Source organism: Endozoicomonas sp. SESOKO1 (genome assembly GCF_024606265.1).
Lineage (GTDB): Bacteria > Pseudomonadota > Gammaproteobacteria > Pseudomonadales > Endozoicomonadaceae > Endozoicomonas.
Map to the genome: position 1 here is coordinate 1 of NZ_JAHHPP010000306.1, position 3,875 is coordinate 3,875.

At 53.7% G+C, this 3,875-nt stretch carries 5 protein-coding genes; 1 reads left to right on the plus strand and 4 read right to left on the minus strand.

The annotated features are described in order from the left end of the window. From KDK13_RS13560 to bioB, 4 genes are all read right to left on the minus strand, one after another. The coding region (locus KDK13_RS13560) for a hypothetical protein (protein WP_257285509.1) at positions 1-192 on the minus strand (192 nt) is incomplete at its 3' end. Continuing rightward, the gene (locus KDK13_RS13565) at positions 189-965 is read right to left on the minus strand and encodes an alpha/beta hydrolase (RefSeq protein WP_257285510.1); all 777 of its coding nucleotides are present in this window, start codon (positions 963-965) and stop codon (positions 189-191) included. The genes KDK13_RS13560 and KDK13_RS13565, both read right to left, overlap by 4 nt. Further along, positions 965-2,173, minus strand: a complete 1,209-nt coding sequence (gene bioF, locus KDK13_RS13570; protein ID WP_257285511.1) for an 8-amino-7-oxononanoate synthase — start codon at positions 2,171-2,173, stop codon at positions 965-967. The genes KDK13_RS13565 and bioF overlap by 1 nt, the downstream gene beginning before the upstream one ends. After that, positions 2,173-3,321, minus strand: a complete 1,149-nt coding sequence (gene bioB, locus KDK13_RS13575; RefSeq protein WP_257285512.1) for a biotin synthase BioB — start codon at positions 3,319-3,321, stop codon at positions 2,173-2,175. Before bioB ends, bioF begins: the two co-directional genes overlap by 1 nt. A 352-nt stretch (positions 3,322-3,673) precedes the next feature. On the opposite strand from bioB, the gene KDK13_RS13580 reads away from it, so the two are divergent. Beyond that, positions 3,674-3,875: ComF family protein (locus KDK13_RS13580; protein WP_373692242.1), on the plus strand; the 202-nt coding region annotated here is incomplete at its 3' end.

Below are 3,875 nucleotides of genomic sequence, written 5' to 3' on the forward strand. Positions count from 1 at the left end.
GGTCCGGGCAGCAACCCGCTTCTGTAATATGGCCGCCTGATCATAACTGTCAGCAGCCCGACTGAAATTTTCAGCGATACGCTGCTTCACCCGGGCATTTGCCCGGTCTGTTGTCACGCTGCTGGCAGAGTGGGACGGTTGAAGATCGGCTTTGACACCTGCAACCTCATTATGAACAGGGATTGAGCTCATGTTGAGATGCTACCCTCCCCGCTGGACAGTCTCCGCACCTCACTGACAACCGGTGAGGGATTATCCATAAAGAAACAATGCCCACCATCCAGAACCTGAACCCGATGCCTGGGAAAACCCTGCTCAATAGCCCTGGCTGCCACCACCGGAACCAGGGCATCCTCGTTACCAAACAGATGAGTCACCGGGCAGTGAATATCAGCAAACGCTGAGCGAATATCACTCTTGCCCAGTAGACCCAGAAGACTTAACAGGGTGTTGTCTTCCGCCTGATGCTCCAGGTCAGCATCAGACAATAATGCCTGAAGGGCTTTCGATAGCTCCTTCCTCCGGGGGCTGCCAGAGCTGCAAAGCAGAACAAACTGCTGCAGCGTCTTGTCCCGGGACAGGGACATGCCTTGATAAAAACTGGCAAACAGCGTTGGATCCATAGCCTGTTGCCAACTGTCTTTCTGCACAAAACAGGCATTCACCCCCAGGTTAACGACAGCGGCCACATTATTCGGATACCGGCTGGCATACAGTGTTGCCAGCATTCCGCCAAGCGACCATCCCACCAGTATTGCAGGCTTTTCAAACAGCTGGTGATCCAGATAAGTCAGCAATGAGTTCCAGTCATGGCTTATTTTGCAGGCTTGCGACTCACGAACAAGACCAGGCAGCTCGACAATGGAAACCCTTCGATGGTCGGCATCCAGGGCCTGGGCCAGTGACTCCATGGCACCGGCTGGCATGGCCCAGCCACTGATTAAAACGATCGGGTACTGACTCATCAGGACAACACTCCCTCGTTCCCATGCTCTGCGTGGGAATGCATAGATTGAACAGATTGTGCAGCCATTTTAAGGGCATCCAACAGGCGATCGACATGATGCAACTCATGGGATGCGCTGAAGGTAATGCGTAATCGGGAAGACCCTTCAGGTACCGTCGGAGGACGGATTGCCGTGACCAGTATTCCCTGCTCAGACAACCGCTGGCTCATTGCCACCGTCCGTCTTGCACAACCAACCAGCAACGGTTGTATCGGTGTTGATGACGGCATCAGAGGTAACCCCAGCTGCTCACAGCCGGACCTGAAATAGTCAATCAGTGTCTGCAAATGCTCTCTGCGCCAGTGCTGCTCCCGTAACAGCTGCAGGCTGGTCAGGGTTGCCGACGCCACCGCCGGTGGCAGGGACGTGGTGTAGATATAGGTCCGGGCAAACTGAATGAGCGTATCGATCAAAGCGTCACTGCCCGCAACAAACGCTCCGTAAGTACCAAACGCCTTGCCCAGGGTGCCCACCAGCACAGGCAACTGTTTCTGGTTTAATCCATAGGCTTCGGCGACACCACCGCCAGTGGCCCCCAGAAAACCAAAACCGTGGGCATCGTCTACCATCAGCCAGGCCTGGTGCTGCTCAGCAAGTGTCGACAGTGCTTTTACCGGCGCAACATCGCCATCCATGCTGAACACACCATCCGTTACGATCAACTTGCGTCGGGCAGAGGTTTTCTGAAGTCGGTTATTCAGGTTATCCACATCGTTGTGCAGGTAACGCTGAAACCGTGCGCCAGACAACCGCCCGGCATCCAGTAATGAAGCATGATTCAGGCGATCCTGAAACACCGCATCCTGCCTGGCCAGCAAGGCACTGATGACGCCCAGGTTGGCCATATAGCCATTGGCAAACAGCAATACACGCTCTCTGCCGGTAAATTCCGCGAGTGCTTCTTCCAGCTGATGATGTGCCCGGCTGTGCCCCACCACCAGATGGGAAGCACCGCCACCGAGCCCATAATGATCCGTTGCCTGTCGAAAGCTCGCGATAACATCCGGATGGTTTGCCAGACCGAGGTAATCATTGCTGCAGAACGCAAGAAAATGCTGGCCATTGATAATGACCTCAGGCCCCTGGGGCGAATCCAGGGTTTGGCGGCGGCGATAGAGGCCGTCTAGATGGCGGGCCTCAAGATCCTGTTCCAGATTGAAGCTCATCAGCCATGACCAGCCATGTTTCGATCCGACTGGCTCGCCATGGCATCGTAGTAATGATCATTGCTTTTTTCAGCGTCGTACATCGCTTTGATCGGGCACTGCTCAGGATGCTGTACCGCTGATTGCTCACCCCAATCATGCCCTTTATTGATGCCGAGCCTGGCAAACAGCTGTCGGTCCTTATTCGCTTCAGGGTTAGCGGTGGTCAGCAGTTTATCGCCAAGGAAAATTGAGTTGGCTCCCGCCAGAAAGGCCAGGGCCTGAAGCTCATCACTCATCTGCTCACGCCCGGCCGACAGACGCACATTGGACGCTGGCATCATAATTTTGGCCACGGCGATGGTTCGGACAAAATCAATACCATCCACCGCCTCAGCGTCTGCCAATGGTGTGCCAGCGACTTTCACCAGCATATTGATGGGTACACTCTCCGGGTGCTTCGGCATATTGGCGAGCTGAACCAGCATCCCGGCACGATCGCGCTCGGTTTCACCCAGGCCAACAATACCGCCACTGCAGACATTCATCCCCGCCTCCCGGACAAAAGCCAGCGTATTGAGACGATCGGCATAAGTCCGGGTGGTAATAATGTTGCCATAGAACTCTGGCGAGGTGTCCAGGTTGTGGTTGTAGTAATCCAGTCCTGCCTGGGCCAATTCCGTTGCCTGATCCTCACTGAGCATGCCCAGGGTCATACAGGACTCAAGACCCAGTGCTTTCACCCCTTTGATCATCTCAATAATGTAAGGCATGTCCCTGGCGGGCGGGTTTTTCCAGGCGGCCCCCATACAGAAGCGGGTAGCACCGGAAGCCCTGGCGCTTCTGGCTTCCTCCAGAACCTTCTGCACTTCCATCAATTTCTCTTTTTCCAGACCAGTATTGTAGTGACCACTCTGTGGACAATACTTGCAGTCTTCCGGGCAGGCGCCCGTCTTGATCGACAACAATGTGCTAACTTGCACCTGGTTCGGATCAAAATGTTCTCTGTGAGCCAGTTGGGCCTGAAAGATCAGATCATTGAACGGCTTTTGGAAAAGTGCTTCCACTTCCGACAGCGTCCAGTCATGGCGAACGGCGCTGCGGCTGAAAACGCTGTGGCTGAAAGAGCTGGAGGGATTTTCTGCTGGAGATGAGCTGGTACTGGACATGACATCCTCAGGGGGAGAACTTCACTTTCAAAATAAAAGATGCAAAAGATGATAACGGAATTACCGTCACCGTCAATCTATGAAATTCTTAAAGGTTTACAACTGGTCTAATTTTAAACAACAAGTGCAGGTCAAATGCATTCTCTGCCGGGGCTTTACGACACTGGCCAAACCACTCTGCCATTTATGCCTGGCTGCCTGCCCTGCCCCATTGTGCTTTTGCTCTTGTTGTGGCTTGCCCATTCAAGATAGCGAAACGGGAATTTGTAGCCAGTGCCTGAAACAACCGCCATTATTTGACCGCTGTCTTGCACCATTTCTGTACCAGTTTCCCGTCAACCGGATACTGCAAATGGTGAAATACCAGTCCAGACTGGAACTGATAAAGCCAATGGCGGCATCACTGGCTGAATTGTTGATGGACTATTACCTGGATGACCAGTGGCCGGAAATCATGCTGCCAGTACCACTGCACCGCAAAAGGTTGCGGGAAAGAGGTTATGACCAGACGCTGCTGCTGACCAAAGCCCTGAAGAAATTGGTCAGCATCAGAG

Bases quoted from the DNA above. Each gene is read 5' to 3' on its own strand.
- KDK13_RS13565 (WP_257285510.1), bottom strand. From the start codon at position 965: ATGAGTCAGTACCCGATCGTTTTAATCAGTGGCTGGGCCATGCCAGCC.
- bioF (WP_257285511.1), bottom strand. From the start codon at position 2,173: ATGAGCTTCAATCTGGAACAGGATCTTGAGGCCCGCCATCTAGACGGC.
- bioB (WP_257285512.1), bottom strand. From the start codon at position 3,321: ATGTCCAGTACCAGCTCATCTCCAGCAGAAAATCCCTCCAGCTCTTTC.